At 69.4% G+C, this 22956-nt stretch carries 23 protein-coding genes; 7 read left to right on the top strand and 16 right to left on the bottom strand.

Annotated features, from left to right (window positions below; genetic code table 11):
- The first annotated feature begins 19 nt into the window (after positions 1–19).
- Positions 20–811, top strand: a complete 792-nt coding sequence (locus HH310_RS03935; protein WP_211191706.1) for a putative RNA methyltransferase — start codon at positions 20–22, stop codon at positions 809–811.
- 29 nt (positions 812–840) lie between these two features.
- Here the strand turns inward: HH310_RS03935 and HH310_RS03930 are convergent, their stop codons facing one another.
- The 9 genes from HH310_RS03930 to HH310_RS03890 all read right to left on the bottom strand — a co-directional run bounded on the left by HH310_RS03930 (position 841) and on the right by HH310_RS03890 (position 10506).
- Positions 841–1521, bottom strand: a complete 681-nt coding sequence (locus tag HH310_RS03930) for a DUF4272 domain-containing protein (RefSeq protein WP_169173991.1) — start codon at positions 1519–1521, stop codon at positions 841–843.
- A gap of 6 nt (positions 1522–1527) precedes the next feature.
- A complete protein-coding gene (locus tag HH310_RS03925) occupies positions 1528–2805 on the bottom strand; it encodes a thymidine phosphorylase (protein ID WP_169173990.1) in 1278 nt (425 codons plus the stop codon).
- Positions 2798–3505 carry a cytidine deaminase gene (locus HH310_RS03920; RefSeq protein ID WP_169173989.1) on the bottom strand — a complete coding sequence of 236 codons (708 nt, stop codon included), beginning with the start codon at positions 3503–3505 and terminating at the stop codon, positions 2798–2800. The genes HH310_RS03925 and HH310_RS03920 overlap by 8 nt, the downstream gene beginning before the upstream one ends.
- 22 nt (positions 3506–3527) lie before the next feature.
- Positions 3528–4799 carry an ABC transporter permease gene (locus HH310_RS03915; RefSeq protein ID WP_169173988.1) on the bottom strand — a complete coding sequence of 424 codons (1272 nt, stop codon included), beginning with the start codon at positions 4797–4799 and terminating at the stop codon, positions 3528–3530.
- 5 nt (positions 4800–4804) lie between these two features.
- Positions 4805–6064: an ABC transporter permease gene (locus HH310_RS03910; protein WP_169173987.1), complete on the bottom strand. Its 1260-nt coding sequence runs from the start codon at positions 6062–6064 to the stop codon at positions 4805–4807.
- Positions 6061–7542 carry an ABC transporter ATP-binding protein gene (locus tag HH310_RS03905; protein WP_312033813.1) on the bottom strand — a complete coding sequence of 494 codons (1482 nt, stop codon included), beginning with the start codon at positions 7540–7542 and terminating at the stop codon, positions 6061–6063. The genes HH310_RS03910 and HH310_RS03905 overlap by 4 nt, the downstream gene beginning before the upstream one ends.
- A 148-nt stretch (positions 7543–7690) precedes the next feature.
- Positions 7691–8737, bottom strand: a complete 1047-nt coding sequence (locus tag HH310_RS03900; RefSeq protein ID WP_169173986.1) for a BMP family protein — start codon at positions 8735–8737, stop codon at positions 7691–7693.
- Positions 8738–8973: 236 nt separating this feature from the next.
- Entirely contained in the window at positions 8974–9276 is a 303-nt protein-coding gene (locus tag HH310_RS03895) for an SCO4848 family membrane protein (protein ID WP_169173985.1), read from the bottom strand.
- A 12-nt stretch (positions 9277–9288) separates the two neighbouring features.
- Entirely contained in the window at positions 9289–10506 is a 1218-nt protein-coding gene (locus tag HH310_RS03890) for a hypothetical protein (protein WP_211191705.1), read from the bottom strand.
- Between the two features lie 99 nt (positions 10507–10605).
- Between HH310_RS03890 and HH310_RS03885 the strand changes: the two genes are divergently transcribed.
- Positions 10606–11190 carry a TetR/AcrR family transcriptional regulator gene (locus tag HH310_RS03885; RefSeq protein ID WP_312033812.1) on the top strand — a complete coding sequence of 195 codons (585 nt, stop codon included), beginning with the start codon at positions 10606–10608 and terminating at the stop codon, positions 11188–11190.
- Positions 11191–11800: 610 nt separating this feature from the next.
- On the opposite strand, the gene HH310_RS03880 is transcribed toward HH310_RS03885, so the two are convergent.
- The 4 genes from HH310_RS03880 to trpS are packed head-to-tail and all read right to left on the bottom strand — an operon-like array spanning position 11801 to position 14725.
- Positions 11801–12196: a hypothetical protein gene (locus HH310_RS03880; protein ID WP_169173984.1), complete on the bottom strand. Its 396-nt coding sequence runs from the start codon at positions 12194–12196 to the stop codon at positions 11801–11803.
- Positions 12197–12203: 7 nt separating this feature from the next.
- Complete coding sequence (locus HH310_RS03875; RefSeq protein ID WP_169173983.1) at positions 12204–13115, bottom strand: YihY/virulence factor BrkB family protein; 912 nt, start codon at positions 13113–13115, stop codon at positions 12204–12206.
- Between the two features lie 35 nt (positions 13116–13150).
- Positions 13151–13684 carry a 2'-5' RNA ligase family protein gene (locus HH310_RS03870; RefSeq protein WP_169173982.1) on the bottom strand — a complete coding sequence of 178 codons (534 nt, stop codon included), beginning with the start codon at positions 13682–13684 and terminating at the stop codon, positions 13151–13153.
- Positions 13685–13702: 18 nt separating this feature from the next.
- Entirely contained in the window at positions 13703–14725 is a 1023-nt protein-coding gene (gene trpS, locus HH310_RS03865) for a tryptophan--tRNA ligase (protein ID WP_169173981.1), read from the bottom strand.
- Between the two features lie 110 nt (positions 14726–14835).
- Here trpS and galE point away from each other — a divergent pair, with 110 nt between their 5' ends.
- The 4 genes from galE (at position 14836) to HH310_RS03845 (ending at position 18758) form a co-directional block, all read left to right on the top strand.
- Positions 14836–15810, top strand: coding sequence for a UDP-glucose 4-epimerase GalE (gene galE / locus HH310_RS03860; protein WP_169173980.1), 975 nt, complete (start codon positions 14836–14838; stop codon positions 15808–15810).
- 13 nt (positions 15811–15823) lie between these two features.
- Positions 15824–16966, top strand: coding sequence for a galactokinase (gene galK, locus HH310_RS03855; RefSeq protein ID WP_169173979.1), 1143 nt, complete (start codon positions 15824–15826; stop codon positions 16964–16966).
- 119 nt (positions 16967–17085) lie between these two features.
- Complete coding sequence (locus HH310_RS03850; protein WP_169173978.1) at positions 17086–18219, top strand: XRE family transcriptional regulator; 1134 nt, start codon at positions 17086–17088, stop codon at positions 18217–18219.
- On the top strand, positions 18216–18758 hold the full coding sequence (locus HH310_RS03845; RefSeq protein WP_169173977.1) for a hypothetical protein: 543 nt from the start codon (positions 18216–18218) through the stop codon (positions 18756–18758). Before HH310_RS03850 ends, HH310_RS03845 begins: the two co-directional genes overlap by 4 nt.
- A gap of 41 nt (positions 18759–18799) precedes the next feature.
- Here HH310_RS03845 and HH310_RS03840 read toward each other — a convergent pair whose 3' ends face one another.
- Entirely contained in the window at positions 18800–19807 is a 1008-nt protein-coding gene (locus tag HH310_RS03840; protein ID WP_169173976.1) for a LacI family DNA-binding transcriptional regulator, read from the bottom strand.
- Between the two features lie 96 nt (positions 19808–19903).
- On the opposite strand from HH310_RS03840, the gene HH310_RS03835 reads away from it, so the two are divergent.
- A complete protein-coding gene (locus tag HH310_RS03835; RefSeq protein ID WP_211191702.1) occupies positions 19904–20755 on the top strand; it encodes an ATP-binding protein in 852 nt (283 codons plus the stop codon).
- On the opposite strand, the gene HH310_RS03830 is transcribed toward HH310_RS03835, so the two are convergent.
- Positions 20739–22037, bottom strand: coding sequence for a sulfate adenylyltransferase subunit 1 (locus HH310_RS03830; RefSeq protein WP_169173975.1), 1299 nt, complete (start codon positions 22035–22037; stop codon positions 20739–20741). The genes HH310_RS03835 and HH310_RS03830 overlap by 17 nt on opposite strands.
- A complete protein-coding gene (gene cysD / locus HH310_RS03825) occupies positions 22037–22948 on the bottom strand; it encodes a sulfate adenylyltransferase subunit CysD (protein ID WP_169173974.1) in 912 nt (303 codons plus the stop codon). Before cysD ends, HH310_RS03830 begins: the two co-directional genes overlap by 1 nt.
- Positions 22949–22956: the final 8 nt, after the last annotated feature.

The following is a 22956-nucleotide window of genomic DNA, read 5'->3' as shown; positions in this document are numbered from 1 at the left end:
GGGTAAAGGCAGGAGTTGAATGATCGACGGCGCATTGCCGTACCTGAGGTGCCCGGTGTGCCGTGAATCGCTTTCCCGCACCGATCGGAGCCTGCGGTGCCCGCGCGGCCACAGCTTCGACATGGCCAGGCAGGGGTACGCGGATCTGACCGCCGGCCGGATGCCGCACGTGGGCGACACCGCCGAGATGGTCGCGGACCGCGCGGCATTTCTGGCCGCCGGCCACTACGACTTCATCGCCGAGGCGCTGGCCCGCTCGAGCGCGGGCGACGGCCTGGTGCTCGACGCCGGGACCGGCACCGGCGACTATCTGGCCCGGGTGCTGGACGCGCTGCCCGCGACGACCGGCCTGGGAATGGACGTGTCGAAGCCGGCGCTGCGGCGGGCGGCCCGGGTCCACCCGCGGGCCGCGGCGGTGCTGGCGGACCTGTGGGGGCCGCTGCCGGTGGCTTCCGGGGCGGCCTCGGTGATCCTGAACGTCTTCGCGCCCCGTAACGGCGAGGAGTTCCGTCGCGTGCTCCGGCCGGGCGGGATTCTGCTCGTCGTGACGCCGGCTGCCGATCATCTCGTCGAGCTCGTGGAGGCGTACGGGATGATCGGGGTGGATCCTGATAAATCGGGAAAAGTCTCCCAGGCTCTCGGCGATCATTTCACCGCCGGGAGCACCCACACGCTGCGACGCGAGCTCAAGCTCACCGCCGCCGAGGCCCACACGCTGATCGGCATGACTCCCAGCGCACGACATATGCCGAAATTTCCGGACAAGGACGTCACGGTGACGGCGGCGGTCGAGCTGACGCTGTACCGCTGATGCGGCAACGCGGCAACGCCGCCGCACAGCTAGATCGAGAGATCGACCTCTTCCCACTCGGCCGGCTTCTCGTGGAACGGCCCCTGGAAGATCACCGCCCACTCCAGCGCCCACCGCCGCTGCCCGATCGCGTTCCCGTCGATCTCCCCGGGTAACGGCATCCCGTTCTGCTCCAGCTCCTGGAACGCCCAGTCCAGGCAGTAGTAGAGATCAAGCAGGACGGCCGCCTCGATCGGATCCCGCGGTGACATCAGCGACCGCGACCGCCAACTGTTGAACGACTCCCCCGACGGCAGATCCGGCATCTGCGACATCAGGCGTTCCTCGGGCGGCGCGGTCGGATCCAGATGCCGCGCCAGCCCGAGCAGCCAGGCGAGTGCGAACACCGCGTCATGGTGCAGCACGAACGATCGGTGATCGCCCTTCGCCCCGATCACGAACTGCCACTCCGGCGGTGTGACGAATTCCACCAGATGAGACCCCAGTAGCCAGCTCATCGCGACCTCGGTGGGCATGCCGAAGCATCGCGCCACCACGACGTGCAGCACCGCGGCCCGCGCCTCGATCTCCGCGGTGGTCCGCAGGTCGATCGTGTCGCCGGGCTCCCAGATCAGCGGGAACGCGGGCGGCGGCACGGGCAGGCCGAGCCGCTCCAGCTCGTCGAGACTTGCCTCGCGGACCGCGCGCGGGTCGGGTGCGGCCTTCGTCATGGTGCGTCAGGCTATGCGGTCCAGCACAAGCTTTGTAGGGGTGGGACCCTTCTCACCAATGACGACGGCCGCCGAGGCCTCCGCCAGCGCCGCCGGAATCCGGCTCGCGTCGTCGGTTCGCAGCTCAAGCAGCACGTCCCCGGCGTTCACCCGGTCCCCCGGCTTGACCTTCAACTGCACGCCGGCGCCGAAGCTCACCGGATCTTCCTTGCGCGCCCGGCCGGCGCCGAGACGCCAGGCCGCGACCCCGATCCCGTACGCCTCGACCTCCGTCACCACGCCGGCGCCGGAAGCGCGCAGCACCTCGGTCTCCGCGGCCGCCGGTAACGTCGCGTCCGGATCGCCGCCCTGCGCCCGGATCATCCGCCGCCACGAGTCCATCGCGGCCCCGGACGCCAGCACCTGAGCCGGGTCGGCATCGATCCGGGCCGCGGCCAGCATCTCCCGGGCTAACGCCAGGGTCAGCTCGACCACGTCGGCGGGCCCGCCCCCGGCCAGCACCTCCAGCGACTCGGCCACCTCGACAGCGTTCCCGACCGCGAACCCCAGCGGCGTGTTCATGTCGGTGAGCAGCGCGACCGTCTCGACCCCGCTGTCCTTGCCGAGCCGCACCATCGTCGAGGCAAGTTCGCGCGCGGCGTCCAGCTCCTTCATGAACGCCCCGGCGCCCACCTTCACGTCCAGGACCAGCGCGCCGGTGCCTTCGGCGATCTTCTTGCTCATGATCGAGCTGGCGATCAGCGGGATGGCCTCGACCGTGCCGGTGACGTCGCGCAGGGCGTATAACTTGCGGTCGGCCGGGGCCAGGCCCGCACCGGCCGCGCAGATGACCGCCCCTACATCCTGCAACTGTCGCAGGAAGGCGTCGTTGCTCAGCGTGGGCCGCCAGCCCGGAATGGATTCGAGCTTGTCGAGCGTGCCTCCGGTGTGGCCGAGCCCCCGGCCGGATAACTGCGGCACCGCGGCACCGCAGGCGGCCACGAGCGGGGTCAGCGGCAGCGTGATCTTGTCGCCGACGCCGCCGGTGGAGTGCTTGTCCGCGGTCGGCCGGGTGACCGACGACAGGTCCAGCCGCTCCCCGCTGGCGATCATCGCGGCGGTCCACCGGGCGATCTCGCCGGGGTCCATGCCGCGCAGCAGGATCGCCATGGCCAGCGCCGACATCTGCTCGTCGGCGACCATCCCCCGGGTGTACGCGTCGACCACCCAGTCGATCTGCGCGTCACTCAGCCGACGCCCGTCCCGCTTGGCCCGGATCACGTCCACGGCCGCGAACTCACTCATTTTGCCACCTCTCGGGAATGCCGTCCGGCGGCTCAGACTCGCCGGCCCAGCTCAGGCCGCCGTCGGCGTCGACCACCACGATCCGTGGCGTACGGACAAGGCCCCAGGACACCGCCTGCGCGGTGGTGGGGAAGTTCGGTCCCTCTTCGAGCACGCCCTTCTCGGCGTCGTCGGTCGCGCCGCCCGAGCGCTCCCAGTACGCCGTCCAGACCGTCTCGCCGCCGGACAGGTCCGGGTGCACGAAGACCGTGCCGCGCCCCCGCCATTTGGCCAGGTCGCTGGGCACCTCGTGGCCGGCCGCCGACCCGGTGACGCGTTCCAGGTCGTCGAACCCGAACGCGTGCGGCAGCAGCTCGGACATCTTCAGCGGCCGGGGCAGCGCCTCGACCAGGCATTCCGGCCCGCCGTTCTCCCAGAGCAGCTGACGGCACCGCCCGCACGGCATCAGCGGGTTGCCGTTGGCGTCCACACAGGAGACGGCCACGAGCCGCCCGCCGCCGGTCGCGTGCAGCGAGCTGACCAGCCCGCACTCGGCGCACAGCGTGACCCCGTACGATGCGTTCTCCACATTGCAGCCGACGATCACCCGGCCGTCGTCCACCAGCCCCGCGACCCCGACCGGAAAGTCGGAGTACGGCGCGTAGGCGTGCGACATGGCCTCGATCGCCGAGGCCCGCAAGCCACTCCAGTCGATCTCCATGCCGCCGATTCTGCCTGACTGGTCAGCTCTTGGTGTACGGGACACCGTCGGCCGCCGGGGCGCGCACGCGGCCCACCAGACCGGCCACCGCCACGATCGTCGCCAGGTACGGCAGCATGTTCAGGAACTGGTTCGGCACCGAGGAGCCCACGCCCGCGCTCAGGTAGTACGCGAGCTGCTGGGTGAACCCGAAGAACAGCGCCGCGCCCAGCGCCCCGAACGGCGTCCACCGGCCGAAGATCAGCGCGGCCAGCGCGATGAAGCCCGCGCCGCCGGTCATGTTCTTGTTGAACGCGCTGGTCGCCATCAGCGTGAAGTACGCGCCGCCGGCGCCCGCGATGGCGCCGCCGATCAGCACGTTCGTGTAGCGCAGCCCGCGGACCCGCACACCGACCGTGTCGGCCGCGGTCGGGTGCTCACCCACCGCGCGGGTGCGCAGGCCCCAGCGGGTGCGCCGCAACGCGAAGTGGATGACGAAGACCAGGATCAACGCGATCCACAGCAGCAGCGTGGCGCGGAACAGCACCGGCCCGATCACCGGGATGTTCGACAGGCCGGGGATGCTCCACGTCGGCATGTGCGGCGGCTGGTTGTACTTCGCCGAGTCGGGCTGCATGAGCCGCTCGTACAGGAAGCCGGTGATGCCCAGCGCCAGCAGGTTCAGCACGATGCCGACGACGACCTGGTCGACCAGGAAGCGGATGGCCAGCACGGCGAGCAGGGCGGCGATCAGCACCCCGCCGAGGACCGCGCCGATCAGCCCGGCCCAGACGCTGGTGGCCAGCGTGCCGACCAGCGCGGCGGCGAAGGCCCCCATCAGGAACTGGCCCTCGATCGCCACGTTGACCACACCGGAACGCTCGCCCAGCACCCCGGCGAGCGCGCCCAGGATCAGCGGCAGCGCGAAGTCGAAGGTTCCGTCCGCGATCGAGACCACCGGCAGGAAGTTGCCCGCCACCTGCCAGCACAGGAACGAGAACACGAAGGTCACGATCCCGATCACCAGGAACGCCGTGTGCCAGCGCTTGGCGACACCGGCGAGCATCAGCACGCCCAGCACGACGGTGATCGCACCGAACAGGTACGCCCCGACGTCGCCGTTGATGGACAGGGCGGCGCCGCCGCTGTCCTCGCTCAGCGTGAACCTCGCGGTCTTCGAGGAGGCGAGCGGACCGAACAGGCAGATCGCCAGCAGTCCGATGATCACCACGCCGGCACCGAGGCGCCGGGGGCGGTTCCAGAAGCGTTCCGGGGCGCTGACCTCGGTCAGGTCCTCCGCGGTCGCGGTCGACACGTGGATCACCAGCCCTTCGCCATCGAGGCGCCGAGCCGTGCGGAACGGGCGGCGCGGAGCTGGAAGATCGCCTTCACCAGGGCGGGGGCGGCGATGAAGATGACGATGAGGGCCTGCAGGACCGTGACGAGTTCGAGCGAGACACCGACGTCCACCTGCATCAGGTTGCCGCCGGCGCTGAGCGCGCCATACAGGATCGCGGCGAACAGCGTGCCCCACGGCCGGTTCCGGCCGAGCAGGGCGACCAGCAGGCCGTTGAATCCGATCTGGCCGGCGACCTGCGCGGTGAGCCGGTCCGCGGTGCCCAGTACCTGGGTCGCGCCGCCGAGACCGGCCAGCGCACCCGCCACGACCATCAACAGGGTGTACGTCTTGGCGACGCTCATGCCGGCGGTCTTGGCGGCGGGCGGGTTCACGCCGACCGCGCGCAGCTCGAAGCCGAACGACGACCGGTTGATGATCCAGGCGACCCCGGCGGTGGCCAGCACGGCGAGCACGATGCCGAGGTGCACCCGCAGCGGGGCGGGCAGCGCCGGCAGCTGCGCGTTGTGCCCGATGGTCTTGCTGATCGCGTCGGTGCGGTTCGGATCCTGGATGCCGCTCTGCAGGATCAGCCAGCTCAGGAACAGCAGGGCCACGTAGTTCAGCATGATCGTGGTGATGACCTCGTGGGCGCCGGTGCGGGCCTTGAGGAAGCCGGGCAGGAAGCCCCAGAGCGCGCCGCCGACGGCCCCGGCGACGATCGCCACGATCAGGTGCAGCCCGACCGGCAGGGAGATCGCGAAGCCGGCCACGCCACCGCAGATCGCCCCGATGATCGACTGACCCTGGCCGCCGATGTTGAACAGGCCGCCACGGAAGGCGATCGCCACGGACAGGCCGGTGAAGACCAGCGGCGCCGCGTACGTCAGTGTCTCGGAGATCGGGTTGAACGCCGCCTGCCACGTCCCGGTGCCGTTGATCCAGGCCTGCACCGAGGCCGGGTCGAAGATCGCGCCCTTGAACAGGTCGGCGTAGGCGTGGCTGATCAAAGCCCAGCTGGAGTTCAGCGCGTCGCCGGGCCTTGACGTGAAGTAACCGAACTGGGACAGCACCTCGGAGTCCGAGACGACGATCAGCACCGCGCCGATGACCAGCGCCAGGAAGATCGACAGGATGGTCACGGTGACCGTGTTGGCGGACCAGAGGTTGCGCAGGAAGAGCGTGACGAAGGAGTCCGGCTTCTTCTCCGGCGCGGGGGGCGCCTCGACTTCTTCGGTGGTCACTTCTCGTCCTCCCCGGCGGTGCCGGTCACGCCCGCCATCAGCAGGCCGATCTCCTCGCTCGGGGTGTCCGGCGCGACGATGGCCAGGATCCGCCCGCGGTACATCACCGCGATGCGGTCGGCCAGGCTGTAGATCTCTTCGAGCTCGCTGGAGACCACCAGGACCGCGGTGCCGATGTCGCGCTCGTGCACGACCTGGTTGTGGATGAACTCGATCGAGCCGACGTCCACGCCGCGGGTGGGCTGCGAGGCGATGAGCAGGCGCAGCGGGCGCGACATCTCCCGGGCCACCACGACCTTCTGCTGGTTGCCGCCGGACAGCGTGCTCACCGCGGAGTCGGTGGACCCGGTACGGATGTCGAACTGCTCGACCCGCTGGGCGGCCGAGGATCCGATCGCCTTCGGGTCGAGGCGCCAGGCGTTGCCGTACGGCGCACTGTCGTACATGTCGAGCACCAGGTTCTCGGCGACCGAGAACTCGCGGACCACGCCGTCGAGGCTGCGGTCCTCGGGCACGTACCCGACGCCGGCCCGCAGGATCTTCTTGGTGCTCATGCCGGTCAGGTTCTGGCCTTCGAGCTCCATGCGGCCGGCGCGGATCTCGCGTAACCCCATGATCGCCTCGACGAGCTCGGTCTGCCCGTTGCCCTGCACGCCGGCGATGCCCAGCACCTCGCCGGAGCGGACCACCAGGTCGACCCCGTCGACGGCGCGCACCCCACGGTCGTCGTCGACGACCAGGCCGGTCACCTTGAGCACCTCGTGCGCGGGCGTGGCCGGCTTTTTGGTGACCTCGAGGCTGACGTCGCGGCCGACCATGAGCGCGGCCAGTTCGTCCTCGGACGTATCCGGGGTGGCGGTGCCGACCGTACGCCCGCGGCGGATCACGGTGATCCGGTCGGCGATGGCCTTGACCTCGCGAAGTTTGTGGGTGATGAAGACGATCGACTTGCCGGTCTCGGCCAGAGCGCGCAGCACCCGCAGCAGCTCGTCGGTCTCCTGGGGGGTGAGCACCGCGGTCGGCTCGTCGAGGATGAGCAGGTCGACTTCGCGGGTGAGGGCCTTGACGATCTCGACCCGTTGCTGTGCGCCGACCGGGAGGTTCTCCACCAGCGCGTCCGGGTCGATCGGTAAGCCGTACTTGGTGGAGGTCTCCAGCACGTCGCGGCGGTTGCGCCGCCGGTCCAGCCAGCCCAGCGGACCGCCGCGGGTCTCCTCGGCGCCGAGCGCGATGTTCTCCGCGACGGTGAACACCGGGACCAGCATGAAGTGCTGGTGGACCATGCCGATGCCGGCCGCGATCGCGTCCCGCGGGCTGCGGAACGTGCGGACCTCGCCGTCCACCAGGATCTCGCCCTCGTCCGGCTGAAGCAGGCCGTAGAGCTGGTTCATCAGGGTGGACTTGCCGGCACCGTTCTCGCCGAGCAGGGCGTGCACCTCGCCCGGTTCGACGGTGATGTCGATGTGATCGTTGGCCACCAGGTCGCCGAAGCGTTTGGTGATGCCGCGCAGTTCGAGTCTCAGCGGAATCTCCTGCCCTTCTGCCCCCGATGGATATGTCGAACCGCCGCCCGGTCGCGAACCAAACTCGCAACCGTGCGGCGGCCGAATGTTACCTAGTCAAGGATCACTGAGGCGCGCTGGCCGACTCGACCTTGATGGCTCCCGATGTGATGTCGGTCTTGAGCTTGTCGACCTCGGCCTTCAGCGCCGGGTCGACCTTGCTGTCGAAGTCGTGGTACGGCGCCAGCGAGACACCGTTGTTCTCCAGCGTGCCCAGGTAGCCCGGGGTGGCCGCGAGCGGCTGACCGGTGGCACCGGACACGACCGCCTTGTCGACCGCGTCCTTGATGTTCTTGACCACCGTGGTCAGGAAGACGTCACAGTCCTGTGGGGTGCTGACGCAACCGTCCTGGTCGACCCAGATGATCGAGACCTTGCCGCTGGAGGCCTTGGCGACCTCGGCGGCGCCCAGGCCGGTGCCGCCGGCGACCGGCATGATCACGTCGGCGCCCTGCGCGGTGAAGGTGCTGGCCAGCGCCTTGCCCTTGGCCGGGTTGGCGAAGTCCTCGGTGAACGAGCCGTTCTGCTTGGCCTTGTCCCAGCCCAGCACCTGGACGTTCTTGCTCTTCACCTTGTTGTACTGCGCGACGCCGTCGGCGAAGCCGTCCATGAAGATGGTGACCGGCGGGATCTTCAGACCGCCGAACGTCGCCACCTTGCCCGACTTCGAGTAGCCCGCGGCCAGGTATCCGGCGAGGAACGCGGCCTGGTGGGTGGCGAACTGCATCGGGTAGACGTTGCTCGCGCCCGCAATCGCGCTGTCCACGATGGCGAACTGTGAGCTGGTGTTCTCCGACGCGACCTTCTTGGTGGCGTCGCCCATGAGGCCGCCGACCGAGAGGATGAAGTTGCACTTCTTCGTCACGAAGCCGCGCAGGTTCGGCTCGTAGTCGGCCTCGGAGGTCGACGCGACGTATTTCGGATCGACGTTGCTGGCCTGGCCCTTGGCGGCCTGGATGCCGGCCCACGCCGAGGCGTTGAACGACTTGTCATCGATGCCACCGGTATCGGTGACCATACAGGCCTGATACGCGGCGGCAGCGCTCGCTCCTCCGCTGCCGCTCGGGGTCGAGTCAGGGGCGTCGCCACAAGCGGCGGCGGCGAGAGCCATCCCGCCCGCTGCAAGAATCGCAACGATTCGCTTCCCACGTACTGGGCGCAAGACGCCCTCCTTCCAACGCGCACCGACATCTGCCGGTGAGTCTTCACGCGGGGAGCGTAGCCGCAGGCCAGAGCCGCAACCGAAGTTTGAGCCGGACTGTTGGCGCACCGTTATGCAGCCGCAATCGCTAAGGGCCGAAGGTCGGTATAGGCCGAAGTAAGCGCGATTTGAGCCGTAACATGCCGTTAATCCTGCGGCGCGGAGCGTTCGACAGCCACGAATTCTTCGGTTTGCCGCGTCTTGCGCGGGCTTGTCCGCGTCGCGCGCAGACTTGCCCGCCAGGCCCGGACGCCGAGGACACCCAGCACCGTACCGAAGGCCAGCGACGTCACGATCAGGAAGGCGTGCACCCAGAAGAAGGCGGTGGGCGCGCCGCCGGAGAACGAATGGTCGTCCTGCACGATGGCGAGCGCGAAGCGGGGCCAGATGACCCAGCTCCACACTCCGACCACCGTCAGGAAGACCGCCCATCGCCGAGTGAGGACCATGCCCTCACTATCTCAGGAGGCCGTGACCAGCTCCGACGGGCTCTCCGGCGCCTTGGCGAGCTCGGGCCGCGTCCGGCTCACTCCGTGCCGGCCCAGCACGACCAGGACCAAACCCCCGATTGCGTACGCCGAGAGCACCGTCCCCGCGAACAGGGCACCGTTGCCGTCGAAGTAAGCGACCGAGCGAAGCAGTGTCCCACCGGCGCCGATCGGCAGCCACTGACCGACCGCACCCCACGGCTGAGGCAGCAGCTCGGGAGCCGCCGCGATGCCCGGCAGCGCGTTGCCGACCAGGAACAGCACGACCGCCCCGAGGGCCAGCCCACCCCGCCCGAGCAGCGCACCGAGCCCGGCCGTGGTCCCGGCCATGGCAAGCGCGAACAGGCCGAGCACGCTGGCAACCGCGAGGTAGTCGCCGGGCAGAATCCCGAGCCAGGCCTGTTGCACCGCGGCCCCCGCGAGTCCGGCCAGGACACCGAACGTGACCAGCGCGATCGCCCGAGCGCCCCGGCGCCGCACCAGCAGGAAGACGAGCACCCCGGCGAGCAGGCTGGTGATGGCCAGCGGCAGGAACGCGGCCCCGAACCCGGCACCCCGAGCATCGTCCGAATCCACCGGCACGACGTCACGCACCGGAACGACCGCACCGGCGGCAGGGGCGGTGGCCGCACCGGGAGTCGCGTTGGCCGCCAGGCCGGCGGCCGCGCCGGGAGTAGCACCGGCCGCTGGACCGGTGGCCGCGCCGGGAGTCGTCCCCGCCGCCGGACCGGTCGCCGCATCGGGAGTCGTCCCCGCCGCCGGACCGGTCGCCGCATCGGGAGTCGTCCCCGCCGCTGGACCGGTGGCCGCGCCGGCGGGTGCACCGCCACCCGTCGGCGCGACGTTGAGGGCCGCGGCGGCCTGGGTGAGCAACATGGCCACGGTCGGGCTCGCGGCCGAGGCGACGTGCACTTCCGGCCCGGCAGCGGTGACGACGACGGCGCCGTACACGTCCCGGTCCCGGATCGCGGCGTCGGCCGCGGCCGGGTCGGCCACCGTCGTGATGTCGAATGCGCCCGGGTGCGCCACGTTCAACCCGGCCACCAGTTGCGGCGGCCCGGCGACCGCGATCGGCAGATCGCGCGCCGCCAGCTTCGCAGCCGGCGCGGCGAACAAGGGAATCAGCAAAGCCTGAGCCGCGACCACCACGATCGCGATGAGAACGCCCAGACGGAGAGCACTGCGGCGCATGATCTCCTCCTAAAACGAATGTTCGTTCTTTTATTTCCTCAGCATGCACCCGGAGCCGAGATCGAATCAAGAACGAGCGTTCGTTTTATACTGTGCGTCGTGCCACGAGTCTCGGAGGACCACCTCAACGCCCGCCGCGAGCAGATCCTCGCCGCCGCCCGCACCTGCTTCTTGAGCAAGGGCCTGCACAACACGTCGATGCAGGACCTGATCAAGGAGGCTGGGCTGTCGATCGGCGCGGTCTACCGCTACTTCAAATCGAAGAACGACATCATCACCGCCATCGCGGCCCGCGTGGCCAGCGAGTTCGGCCGGCACATCGACGCCGTCGCCGACCGGCACCTGCCCCTCGGCGAGTCGGTGGAGCTGATCCTGGAGGGCATCGACCGCCAGATGGGCCCGGACGGAAACCTCCGGATCGCCCTGCAGGTGTGGGGCGAGGCGACCCTGGACCCGACGATCGGCGGAATCGTGCGGAACACGTTCGAGGAGCTGCGGACCAGCGTGCGACGACTGGTGGCCCACGCCGTGGAGAGCGGTGAGCTACCCGCCACCACCGACATCGACGCGGTGACCAGCGCGATCTACGGCATGATCCCCGGCTTCGCCCTGCAGAACATGCTCACCGGCTACCCCGACCGCCACACGTACGTCGCCGGCATGCGCACCCTGCTCAACCGCTAGCCGACCAGCCCCCGACCAGCCTCGATCGGATGGCCAAACGCCCCGTTTCATGACCTTTGACCGTCTCAACTGTCGCCGCCCCAGCCGCGACGGCCGGATATTCGGAACCTTGGAGAGTTAGGGCTCGTATGTGGGCGTAACTCTCCAAGGTCGCAAATTTAGGCGCCGAATCGATGGGACAAAGGCCGCGAATCCGCATGAAGCGAGCGTCCTATTGGGACATTCGTCCACGATGCGATCGCTCGTGCCCGCATCCTGAGACGACAGCCATGTCCAGGCGTCAGAACTCCCGCAGCGCCGCTCGCCAAACGGCTAAATATCCCCTATATCAGCATAAAAGCATGCCGCCTCCGGCCCGCGGGCGCCGCTCGGCTAGCCAGGTGGCCGGCCGACTCGCTGGCTCGGTGACTGGGCGGCCGGGTGCCTGGGCGGCCGACTATTCGGCTGCGCTGGCTCGACGGCTCCACGGCTCGACGGCTCCACGGCTCGACGGCTCGACGGCTCGACGGCTCGACGGCTGCACGGCTGCACGGCTGCGCGGCTGCGCGGCTGCACGGCCGACTATTTTCGCTGGCTGCCGCGCCTAAACAGCAACCCGGCTACTGATCGTCTAGCTGATTCCGCTGGTCAGGCGCTCCGCGATCCGCGCCCACCCCTCGCGCACCTCAGCCCCGGTAGGCGCCCTCCCGGGCCGTACGCGCCGGGTCTCCGGATCTTCCACCACGTCCCCCTCGGGGTCGCCGGACTCACCGGCCGAGCGGGCCAACTCGATCTCCGCACGGATCGCGTCCGCATCTAACCGCGGCAACAACGGCTCCACCACCGCCATCAGATCCTCGTCGGCAACCACCGCCTGGGCCAGCGCGAGCGCATGCGCCCACTCGTAAGGCCCGCAAACCACCGGCTCCCAGTCCTCCTCGTCACCGAGCGCACCGATCGTGATCACCCAGGGCAAATCCGCGACCGGCGAGCCCGGCGGCAGGTCAAGCGTCACGAGAGTGCCCACGGGCCCATCATTCCGGGCCGCTGTGCCGAATCCAGGTATTTTGCCCCACCGGAGCAGTTTTATCGTCAGCTGACAGATCGACGACGCGGCCGTGCGGGCTGGTCGCCGCCCACGAGGCGCCGAAGAGCAGCAGCTGATTGAAGATGTACAGGTAGACGAGCACGCCGACGGCCGAACCCACCAGCCCGTACGCCGGATTCCGCTGCACCAGGCCGACGAACGAGCGCCCGACCGTGTTGAGCAGCGTGATCCCGATGCCGACCTGCAGCACCGGCGGGGCCAGCCGTCGGGCCGTCATCCGCAGCCGGGGCACGGCCGCCAGCAGCGCCGCCGCCAGCACCATGTTGACCGCGATCGTCAGCGTCCAGCTCGCCACCGTGTGCAGGAATCCGGCGTCGATGAACTCCAGGAGCTGCTCCACCCCGTACACGGCAAGCTGGGAAAGGGCGAGCAGGAGCAGGACGCCGAGCAGGACCACCATGTCGAGCGCCTGGCGGACGATGATGTAGCCGGGGTTCTGGTTGAGCTGCCAGATCAGCCGCTGGGAGCTGCGGATCGCCTCGACCCAGCCGATGCCGGTGATGGTGAGGCCGACGATGCCCACGATGCCCACGGTGCGGCCGCTGTCCAGGATCGCCTGCACGTCGATGAACGGCAGGTTCTGGCTGAGGAAGTCCCGGACCACGTCGAAGAGGGCGGCGTTGCGCTGCAGCAGGATGCCGAAGATCGAGTAGCCGATCAGCAGCAGCGCGAAGATCGCGAAGAAGCCGTAGTACGCGATCCCGGCGGCGAGACGCCCGCCCTGGACTTCGTCGTAGCGCAGCACCGCCCGGCTGAAGTGATCGAAAACTCTCGATCGGTGACGCAGCCACATCACCCGCTTTTCGGCGGCGGCGTACGCCCGGTCGATCGGGTTCACCGGCCGACGGTAACCGAAATCACCACGCGCGAAACTCAGGCGCCCAGACGGAAGTCGCGCCGGGGGCGCCAGGGACCCTCGCCACCGTGCGAGAACAGCGTGAACGAGGCGACCTCGAAGCGCGCCGAGAAGGCCGACAGGTCCTCGAAGGCGGCGTCCAGCGCCGGCGCCGGCACGTCCTGCGCGATCGTGACGTGCGGGTGGTAGGGGAAGCGGGCGTCGCGTTCGATGTCCGAGGCGGACGCGATCGCCCCGGCGAGGATCTCGCACTCGCTGATCCCGATCGCGAGGGTCACGAAGACGACCTCGGTGATCGGGCGGAACGTGCCGGTGCCGCGCAGGTGGATGGTGAACGGCCGGTGCGCGGCCGCCACCGACTCCAGATGTTTCTCCACCGCGGTCATCGCCTCGGTGGGCACGTCGGTCGGCCCGAGCAGGGTGACGTGCGCGGGGGTGTACGCCGCTTGCGGGTCACCGCTGGCGGCCCGGCGGTGGGTCAGTTGCCTGCCCCACGGTTCGGGAATGTCGATCGCGACGCCGATCCGCGTCGTCGGGGCGCCAGCGGCCACGTCCGTCCCGGCCCTCGATCAGGCTTCGCGGGCGGGGGCGAGGAAACCCACGTTCTCGTACGCCGCGGCGAGCGTGACGGCGGAGACGGCCCGCGCCTTCTCGGCTCCGATCGCGAGCACCTTGTCGAGGTATCCGGGATCGTCGAGGTACGCGCGGGTGCGTTCCTGGACCGGTTTGACGAACTCGACGACCACCTCGGCCAGGTCCTTCTTCAGATCCCCATAACCCTTGCCCGCGTACGCCTCGACCAGCTCCTCGATCGCCCGGCCGGTGAGCGCCGCGTACATGGTCAGCAGGTTGCTCACGCCCGGCTTGTTCGTCTCGTCGAAGGTGATCTCGCGTCCGGTGTCGGTGACCGCCGACTTGACCTTCTTGGCCGAGCGGGCCGGGTCCTCCAGCAGCTCGATGATGCCGTTGGGCGAGGACGCGGACTTCGACATCTTCGCGGTCGGGTCCTGCAGGTCGGTGATCTTCGCGGTGTCCTTCACGATGTACGCCGAGGGGACCGTGAACGTCTTGCCGTAGCGGGTGTTGAAGCGCTGCGCGAGGTCGCGGGTGAGCTCGAGGTGCTGCCGCTGGTCCTCGCCGACCGGCACCTGGTCGGCCTGGTAGAGCAGGATGTCGGCGGCCTGCAGGATCGGGTACGTGAAGAGCCCGACGGTGGTGGTGTCGGCGGCCTTGGCCGACTTGTCCTTGAACTGGACCATGCGGCCGGCCTCGCCGAAGCCGGTGATGCAGGACAGCACCCAGGCGAGCTGCGCGTGCTCGGGAACGTGCGACTGGACGAACAGCGTGCACCGATCCGGGTCGAGCCCGAGGGCCAGCAGCTGCGCCGCCGACACCCGCGTGCGGTTGCGCAACGCGACCGGGTCGTGCCCCATGGTGATCGCGTGCAGATCGACGACGCAGTAGAAGGCGTCGAAGGTCTCCTGCATCGCGACCCAGTTCCGCACGGCTCCGAGATAGTTGCCGAGGTGGAACGAGTCGGCGGTCGGCTGGATGCCGGAGAGCACTCTCGGACGGCGGCTGAGATCGGCCATAAACGCAGAGTCTAATGGGCTGCTGGCCACGGCTGGCATGGCGCCCGGATGTGCGGAATTGTTTCTTTTTGATAGGTTACGATGGATCCCAACGATGGAAAGGGTCTGACGTGAAACTGCTCGTCACCGGGGGTGCCGGCTATGTCGGCAGCGTCACCAGCCGCCTGCTGCTGGACGCCGGCCACGAGGTGGTCGTCCTGGACAATCTCGTCACCGGCTTCCGCGAGGCGATCGCGCCGGACGCGACCTTCGTCGAGGCCGACATCCGCGACGCGGCCCGGGTGCTCACCCCGGGGGCGGGCTTCGACGCGGTGCTGCACTTCGCCGGCCTGATCGCGGCCGGCGAGTCGATGGTCAAGCCCGAGCTGTACTGGCATGACAACGTGGTGAAGTCGCTGGCCCTGCTGGACGCGATCCGCGCCGCCGGGGTGCCGCGGGTCATCTTCTCCTCCACCGCCGCCGTCTACGGCAACCCGGTCGAGCTGCCGATCACCGAGTCCGCGGTCAAGGCGCCGACCAACACCTACGGCGCGACGAAGCTCACCTTCGACCACGCGCTGACCTCGGAGGCGTACGCGCACAACCTGGCCGCCGTCTCGCTGCGCTACTTCAACGTCGCCGGAGCCTACATCCGCGACGCGTACGAGATCGGCGAGCGGCACAGCCCGGAGACCCACCTGATCCCGATCACCCTGCAGGTCGCGGCCGGCAAGCGGGAGAAGCTGCAGATCTTCGGCGACGACTACCCCACGGCCGACGGCACCAACGTCCGTGACTACATCCACGTGGCCGACCTGGCCCGCGCCCACCTGCTGGCGCTGGACGCGACGAAGGCCGGTGAGCACCGCATCTACAACCTGGGCAACGGCAACGGCTTCTCGAACAAGCAGGTCGTCGAGGCGGCCCGCGAGGTCACCGGCGCCGAGCTGCCGATCGAGTTCGCGCCGCGCCGCGAGGGTGACCCGGCCACGCTGGTCGCCTCCTCGGCCCGCGCGCGCGACGAGCTCGGCTGGGTTCCGGAGAAGGCGACGCTGGCCGAGATGATCGGCGACGCCTGGGCTTTCTACCGCTCGCACGTCGCGTGATCTGATCACGATCATGACAGTCACCTCCGACGCCACCGGCCGCTACCGCGAGGTCTACGGCGACGAACCGACCGGTCTGTGGGCGGCCCCCGGCCGGGTCAACCTGATCGGCGAGCACACCGACTACAACGAGGGCTTCGTGCTGCCCTTCGCCCTGCCGCAGCGCACGGTCGCCGCGGTCGGCCCGGCCCCGGCCGGCGAGTGGACGGTCAGCTCGACCTTCGCCGACGAGCCGGTCTCCTTCGGCATCACCGAGCCGGGCGAGGTCACCGGCTGGGCGAGCTACCCGGCCGGCGTGGTCTGGGCGCTGCGCGAGGCCGGGTTCGACGTGCCCGGCGCCCGCATCGCGCTGTCCTCCGAGGTGCCGGTCGGTTCCGGCCTGTCGTCCTCGGCCGCGCTGGAGTCGGCGGTGCTGACCGCGCTGACCGACCTGGGCGGCCTGGACCTGCCGCTGGAGAAGCGACCGGCGCTGGCCCAGCGCGCCGAGAACGCCTACGTGGGCGCGCCCACCGGCATCCTGGACCAGTCCGCGTCGATGCGCTGCCAGCCGGGCCGCGCGCTGTTCCTGGACTGCCGCACGTACGAGGTCGAGCAGATCCCGTTCGACCTGGCGGCCGCGGGGCTGGCCATGCTGGTGATCAACAGCAACGCGCCGCACCAGCACGTCGACGGCGAATACGGCGCACGCCGTAAAAGCTGCGAGGACGCCGCGCGGATCCTGGGCGTACGGGCGCTGCGTGACGTCACGCCCGACGATCTGGACGCGGCCCTGGCCCGCCTGGACGACGACGTGATGCGCCGCCGCGTGCGGCACATCGTCACCGAGGACCAGCGCGTGCTCGACACTGTCGCGTTGCTCAAGGCCGGCCGACCGCGCGAGATCGGCCCGCTGCTGACCGCCTCGCACGCCTCGATGCGCGACGACTTCGAGATCACGGTCGCCCAGGTCGACGTCGCGGTCGAGGCCGCGTTGTCGGCGGGCGCGTACGGCGCCCGGATGACCGGCGGCGGCTTCGGCGGCTGCGTCCTGGCCCTGATCGACACCGACCGCGCCGCCGACACCATCAAGGCCGTCGAGACCGCGTACGCCGGCCACCGGTTCACCGCCCCCACCTGCTGGACGGTGACAGCCGGCCCAGGCGCGACCCGAATTTAGCTCGAACGCCTGTTCGTTTATTGCGCTTTTCGCACCACAACGCAGCTCTCGCCTCATCACGCAAGTGCCGCTAGGCAGCGTCGTTGCGATTTCCGCAACCGCCGCCTAGCGTTCTTGTCATGCCCGTTACGCCCGACATGCTTCGCTCCCGGATCCGCTCTGCCATGAGCGTCCGAGGGGTCAGTCAACAAGCCCTGGCGCGAGCCATCGGGCTAGACGCCACCGCGCTTTCGAAAGCGCTGAACGGCGCCCGGAACTTCAAGTCCCTCGAAGTCGCGTTGATTGCCGAGCACCTCGAACTGTCGGCAAGTGACTTGCTGTCCGATTCTCCCGCGCCACCGGTGGCGGTCGCCGCGCGAGCACAGCCCGACGCCAGTCCCGCGCTGCAGGCCGCGCTGGCCCGCGTCAACTTCCTGCTCGAGTTGCACAGGTTGCTCACCGACCTGGGTTTCGACTGGCACGCGACTGTCCTCGATGACCCGTTGCGGTCCGGCACGGCGCACGACCAGGGCGTAGCCCTCGCCGAACGAGTCCGCCGGGCGATGGGCATCGGCGACAACGACCTGCCGTATCAACTTTCCGATCTGTGCGATCTCCTGGAACGCTCTTTCGGCCTCGACATCGGCTTCGAGCCGCTGCCGGACGGGCTCGACGGTTTGAGCGTCGCCTCTGATGGGCTGGCGGCCGCTCTGGTCAGCAGCGGGATCTCGGCAACCCGGCAACGATTCACCATCGCACACGAGCTTGGGCATCTCATGGCTGGTGATTCTCAGGACCTGCTCGTCGATGAGGACGTCTTCGGCACGAAGTCACGGGCGGAAACAAGGGCGAACGCCTTCGCCGCCGCCTTCCTCATGCCCGAGAGAGCGGTCCGCACCGCGGTCCCCCACGGCGTCAGCGAGGAGATCGTGGCGGCGCTGCTCGGGCGGTTCGGCGTCAGCCTCGACGCGCTCGCCTTCCGGCTGCACAACGTCGGCGTGGTGAATTCCGCGGGCCGCGACCGCATCAGGTCCTTGTCGTCGAATCGCATCGCGCTGCGAAGCGGCCGGGTCGCCGACCTCCAGGCACGTAATGACCGCCGCGCACCCGGCACCCTGCTCGGCCGGACGATCGAGGCGTACGTCCAGGCCAAGGTCAGCGTCCGACCTCTCGCCGATCTGCTGCAGATACACCCGGACGTCCTCCTCGACGAGTTGACGCCGCCGAGCGGACGCACCACGCCGCAGGACGACAGCGAGGGATACGCGCTGTGAATGCCCGCGTCGGCGACGTCTACTTCGATACCTGCACGCTGTCGAACTTCGCCGCCATCGGCCGCCTCGATCTTCTTGAACAGCGATATGGCTATCGCGCCCGGTGGACCGAAACCGTGCAGTGGGAGGTCAAGCGCGGCCTCCCCGCGGCGCCGTATCTGCAACAGATCCTCGATGCCGGCTGGCTGGGTGACCCCGTGGAAATATCCGGAACACCCACGGCACTGACCGAGATCGACAATATTCGTCGAGCCCTGGGTGCTCTGCCCGGAACGCCGACACAGCACCTAGGCGAGGCGGAGCTCATCTACCACCTGCAGTACGGGCAGGCTGGCGGTTTACTCGTGACTGACGACCGCTCCGCGCTCGATTTCGCCCAGCGGCGCGGCGTGCAGGCGTTCGACACTCGCACGATCATCGAGCAGTGTTTCGCGTTCGACGAGGTCGGCTGCCCCGAGGCGTACGAGCTGCTGATCCAGATGGCTGACGACGGCCGTTCGGTCCGCCTGCCTGCGACTCACGTCGAAGTCTGTCCCTAGCCCCGGCTTTAGGCAGCTCGTGCCCGGGTAATGCGCGCAAGCTAGCCCTGGCCCGCGGTGCTCTCCCGGATCACCAGCCGGTGGTCGACGCGCAGTTCGCGGGGTGGTCCGGCGGCGGCCGAGCCGTCGCCGAGCCGCTCGCCCAGCAGGTCGACGGCCAGCTGGGCGATGCGGGGCGCGTCCGGCGCGATGGTGCTCAGCGTCGGTGTGGAGAACCGGCCGTCCTCGATGTCGTCGAAGCCGATCACCGCGACGTCGCCGGGCACGCGGCAGCCGCGGGACAGCAGCGTCCGGATGGCGCCGAGGGCGAGCAGGTCGTTGAAGCAGAAAACCGCGTCCGGGCGGGAATCCCCGTCCAGCAGCCGGGCCATCGCGGCGGCGCCGTCCGCACGGTGGAAGCTCGCCGCGGGTGCCTCGATCGGGGGCAGCGCGGCCTCGGCCAGCGCCAGCCGGTAGCCGGCCAGCCGCTGATGCGCGGTCACCGCCGACGGGTCCTCCTGTACGCCGATCGCCGCGATCCGGCGCCGGCCCAGGCCGATCAGGTGGCGGGTGGCCTCGGCCGCGGCGGCCGTGCTGTCGATCGCCACGTGATCGGCCGGTCCGTGCCACACCCGCTCACCGAGCAACACGATCGGGGTTTCCGTACGCTTCGGCAGATCGTCTCCGGCCAGGGCGAGCGGGCTGAAGATCAAGCCGTCGATGGCGTGCCGGCGCAGCCCCGCGACCAGATTGCGTTCCCGCTCGGCGTGCCCGTCCGTCTGGTCGATGAGGACGGTCCAGGAACGACGCTCGGCGGCCTGGACGATCAGCCCGGCCATCTCGGCGAAGTACGGTGACTGGAGTTCGGGGACCGCCAGCGCGATCACCCCGGAGCGGCCGCTGCGCAGCTGGCGGGCCGCCATGTTCGGTACGTAGCCGAGCGCGTCGATCGCGGCCTGCACCCGGGCGCGGGTCGCCGGGGCCACGTGCACGTATCCGTTGACGACGTTGGACACCGTCTTGATCGACACACCGGCCCGCGCGGCAACGTCCTTGAGGCCCGGCGGCACGAAGTTGGACTATACAACGTTGCAGTACTTAAGTCCGATCACCCGGCGGAGCTAAGCGAGCGCGCAACGATCACCCCGCACCACTACCGTAACGGTATGCCTGTGAGCGCAGCGTGTCTGCCCGACGTCCGGATCGAAAGTGACGTCGACGCCGCGGTGGCCCTGCTGGCCGTGCGGGGCACGTGGAACCGGAAGCTGTGGCAGGCGGCCACGTGCGCCCTGCAGAAGTGCTTCGCCGAGCATCCCGAGGCGCTCATCGTGGATCTGTCCGAACTCGACGATCCGGCCGGGCTGAGCCTGCCGACCTGGCTGGAGGCCCGGCACACGGCCGCCCTCAAGGACCCGCCGGTGCAGCTGGCCCTGTGCATCCCGCCGGACCTTCCGCTGGCCGACCGGGTGCAGCGGCTGGGCAGCGGCCAGGGGCTGCCGGTGCACGCGAAGGTGCGGCAGGCCCGGGTGGCGATCGCCGGCCGGCTGCCGATGACCGACCGGCTCCGCCTGAGCCTGGGGTCCGAACCGGACGCGCCGAGCCTGGCCCGCAACCTCGTCTCCGATGCCTGCCTGCTCTGGCAGATGCGGAGCCTGCTGCATCCGGCCCGCCTGCTGATGTCGGAACTGGTGACCAACGCGGTCGAGCACGCCCGGTCCCGGCTGGTGGTCACGGTGGGCCGGCGCGGCCGCGGGTTGCACCTGACCGTCGCCGACGAGTTGAGCACGCCACCGCGGCTGGTCCCGCTGACCCGGCCGCGGCGGGGCCTGCCGCTGGATGAACGCGGTCTCGGCCTGCAGACGGTGACCACGATCGCGGCCGCGTGGGGCACGCTGCCCACCCGATCCGGGAAGATCGTGTGGGCAGCACTGCAACCGCGTGACGAAATCCTCCGGCCGCACCGCCTGCCGCCGCGCAACGACGACCCGCTGCACCGCCGGGCTAGCGCGCCTCGATGATCATCCCGGCCGCGACCGTACGGTTCGTGCCCTCGTCGATCAGGATGAAGCCGCCCGTGGTGCGGTTGCGGCGGTACTCGTCGGCCAGCAACGGCACCGTCGTGCGCAGCGTCACCCGGCCGATCTCGTTGAGCCGCAACTCGCCCGCGTCCTCGTCGCGGTGCAGCGTGTTCACGTCCAGCCGGTACTGCAGCCCGCGCACGACGGTCCGAGCCGTACGGGTGGTGTGCTTGATGGTGTATTTCCCGCCGACGCGCAGCGGTGCCGACTCGTCCATCCAGCAGATCATCGCCTCGACGTCCTGGGCGACCGCCGGCGCGTTGTGCGGCCGGCAGATCAGGTCGCCGCGGGAGATGTCGATCTCGTCGGTGAGCCGCACGGTGACCGACATCGGCGGGAACGCCTCGTCGACCGGACCGTCCGCGGTGTCGATGCCGGCGATCGTCGAGGTCAGCCCCGACGGCAGCACCATCACCTCGTCGCCCGGCTTGAGCACGCCGGACGCGACCTGACCCGCATACCCGCGGTAGTCGGTGACCGTCGTCGACTGCGGACGGATCACGTACTGGACGGGGAAGCGTACGTCGACCAGGTTGCGATCGCTGGCGATGTGCACGTGCTCCAGGTGGTGCAGCAGCGACGGACCTTCGTACCAGGGCGAGTTCTCCGAGCGGGAGGCGACGTTGTCGCCGTTGAGCGCGGAGATCGGGATGATCGTCAGGTCCGGCACGTCGAGCTTGGCCGCGAACGAGGTGAACTCGTCGGCGATCTTGTCGTAGACCGATTTGTCCCAGTCCACCAGGTCCATCTTGTTCACGCACAGAACCAGGTGCGGCACCCGGAGCAGCGACGTCAAAAACGCGTGCCGGCGCGACTGCTCGACCAGGCCCTTACGCGCGTCCACCAGGATCAGCGCGAGGTCGGCGGTGGACGCCCCGGTGACCATGTTCCGGGTGTACTGAATGTGCCCCGGGGTGTCGGCGATGATGAACTTGCGCCGCGGCGTCGCGAAGTAGCGGTACGCCACGTCGATCGTGATGCCCTGTTCGCGTTCCGCCCGCAGGCCGTCGGTGAGCAGCGCCAGGTTGGTGTACTCGTCGCCGCGGGCGGCACTGACCGCCTCGACCGCCTCGAGCTGGTCCGCGAAGATCGTCTTCGTGTCGAACAGCAGCCGCCCGATCAGGGTGGACTTGCCGTCGTCGACGCTGCCGGCGGTGGCGAACCGCAGCAGGTCCATGTGCGCCGAGGGCGCCGTCTCGGTCTCCAGGACGGCTTGACTCATCAGAAGTAACCCTCTCGCTTGCGGTCTTCCATCGCGGCCTCGCTGACCTTGTCGTCGCCGCGGGTCGCGCCGCGCTCGGTGATCCGGGTGGCGGCGACCTCGTCGATGACCTTCTCCACCGTGTCGGCGTCGGACAGCACCGCCGCGGTCTGCGACGCGTCCCCCACCGTGCGGTAACGCACCCGGCGCACCTGCGAGGTCTCGCCCTCGCGCAGCCGGATGAACTCGTTCACCGCGTAGAACATGCCGTCGCGCTCGACCACCTCACGGTCGTGCGCGTAGTAGATGTCCGGCAGCGGGATCTGCTCGCGGGCGATGTAATGCCAGACGTCGAGCTCGGTCCAGTTGGACAGCGGGAACACCCGGATCGACTCGCCCGGGTGATGCCGCCCGTTGTACAGCGCCCACAGCTCGGGCCGCTGGTTCTTCGGATCCCACTGACCGAACTCGTCGCGGAAGCTGAACATGCGCTCCTTGGCGCGCGCCTTCTCCTCGTCGCGGCGGGCACCGCCGAAGAGGGCGTCGAAACGGTACTTCTCCACGGCGTTGAGCAGCACCGGCGTCTGGATCCGGTTGCGCGTGCCGTCCGGCAGCTCACGCACCAGCCCGGTGTCGATGGCCTCCTGCACGCTGGCGACCACCAGGTTCAGCCCCATGGCGGCGACCCGGGAGTCGCGGAAGTCGAGGACCTCGGCGAAGTTGTGCCCGGTGTCGACGTGCATCACCGGGAAGGGTATGCGCGCCGGGGCGAACGCCTTCTCGGCGAGCCGGAGCATGACGATCGAGTCCTTGCCGCCGGAGAAGAGCAGGACGGGTCGCTCGAACTCGGCCATGACCTCGCGCATCACGAAAATGCTCTCGGCTTCGAGAGCATCCAGGTGCGAGACGCGGTATGGCTTTGTCTGGCTCATCGCTGGTT

The sequence above is a fragment of the Actinoplanes sp. TBRC 11911 genome (assembly GCF_012933445.1).
Taxonomy (GTDB): Bacteria; Actinomycetota; Actinomycetes; order Mycobacteriales; family Micromonosporaceae; genus Actinoplanes.
Note: the sequence above shows the minus strand (reverse complement) of the source record. Positions and strands in the feature narration are given on the sequence as shown.

Bases quoted from the DNA above. Each gene is read 5' to 3' on its own strand.
- HH310_RS03890 (WP_211191705.1), bottom strand. From the start codon at position 10,506: ATGCGCCGCAGTGCTCTCCGTCTGGGCGTTCTCATCGCGATCGTGGTG.
- HH310_RS03920 (WP_169173989.1), bottom strand. From the start codon at position 3,505: ATGGAGATCGACTGGAGTGGCTTGCGGGCCTCGGCGATCGAGGCCATG.
- cysD (WP_169173974.1), bottom strand. From the start codon at position 22,948: ATGAGCCAGACAAAGCCATACCGCGTCTCGCACCTGGATGCTCTCGAA.
- HH310_RS03935 (WP_211191706.1), top strand. From the start codon at position 20: ATGATCGACGGCGCATTGCCGTACCTGAGGTGCCCGGTGTGCCGTGAA.
- trpS (WP_169173981.1), bottom strand. From the start codon at position 14,725: ATGGCCGATCTCAGCCGCCGTCCGAGAGTGCTCTCCGGCATCCAGCCG.
- HH310_RS03930 (WP_169173991.1), bottom strand. From the start codon at position 1,521: ATGACGAAGGCCGCACCCGACCCGCGCGCGGTCCGCGAGGCAAGTCTC.
- galK (WP_169173979.1), top strand. From the start codon at position 15,824: ATGACAGTCACCTCCGACGCCACCGGCCGCTACCGCGAGGTCTACGGC.
- HH310_RS03830 (WP_169173975.1), bottom strand. From the start codon at position 22,037: ATGAGTCAAGCCGTCCTGGAGACCGAGACGGCGCCCTCGGCGCACATG.
- HH310_RS03900 (WP_169173986.1), bottom strand. From the start codon at position 8,737: ATGGCTCTCGCCGCCGCCGCTTGTGGCGACGCCCCTGACTCGACCCCG.
- HH310_RS03925 (WP_169173990.1), bottom strand. From the start codon at position 2,805: ATGAGTGAGTTCGCGGCCGTGGACGTGATCCGGGCCAAGCGGGACGGG.
- HH310_RS03895 (WP_169173985.1), bottom strand. From the start codon at position 9,276: ATGGTCCTCACTCGGCGATGGGCGGTCTTCCTGACGGTGGTCGGAGTG.
- HH310_RS03835 (WP_211191702.1), top strand. From the start codon at position 19,904: ATGCCTGTGAGCGCAGCGTGTCTGCCCGACGTCCGGATCGAAAGTGAC.
- HH310_RS03850 (WP_169173978.1), top strand. From the start codon at position 17,086: ATGCCCGTTACGCCCGACATGCTTCGCTCCCGGATCCGCTCTGCCATG.